The organism is Streptomyces actuosus (genome assembly GCF_016921115.1).
Classification (GTDB): Bacteria; Actinomycetota; Actinomycetes; order Streptomycetales; family Streptomycetaceae; genus Streptomyces; species Streptomyces actuosus_A.
The window spans coordinates 1-385 of record NZ_JAFFZS010000277.1 but is presented as its reverse complement, the minus strand read 5'-3'; the positions used below and the strand labels follow the sequence as shown (position 1 = coordinate 385).

Annotated in this window: 1 protein-coding gene; it reads right to left on the bottom strand. The window is 46.8% G+C overall.

The genetic code is table 11. The features are described 5' to 3' along the window. Positions 1 to 216, bottom strand: a 216-nt coding sequence (locus JS756_RS36325) for a hypothetical protein (RefSeq protein WP_205387524.1), incomplete at its 3' end; no start/stop codon positions are given. Positions 217 to 385: the final 169 nt, after the last annotated feature.

Sequence of the window (385 nt, the reverse complement as noted above, 5' to 3'; positions counted from 1 at the left end):
CCATTTCCCTGTCACCAAGTGAAAAAAGGTCACTATACTTGTCCAGCCCTTGTCCGTCAGCACTAACATTTGTCGAAGTGTGACATTTGGCGGTTGCTCTCCAGTGCAGTGTTGGAGATAGACAACCACGGCATGTGAGCAGACAGCAGACGTGAGTGGAATCGTCAGCACAGTGGCAATCGACTGAATCACTTGAGCAGACTTGTACCATCGCATGTTCCGTTGGTAGAAACTCTGGGCATAGTCCGCATGGGCATAGTGCGTGTCTTGTTTCCGGTAACCATAATGGTTTGCAGTGATAGGTCTATAGGTGAGTTTGCAGAGAACAATCCATGAGTATAAAACCAGAAAGGCATAAAAAAGCACAATCCAAACAACGTATGTG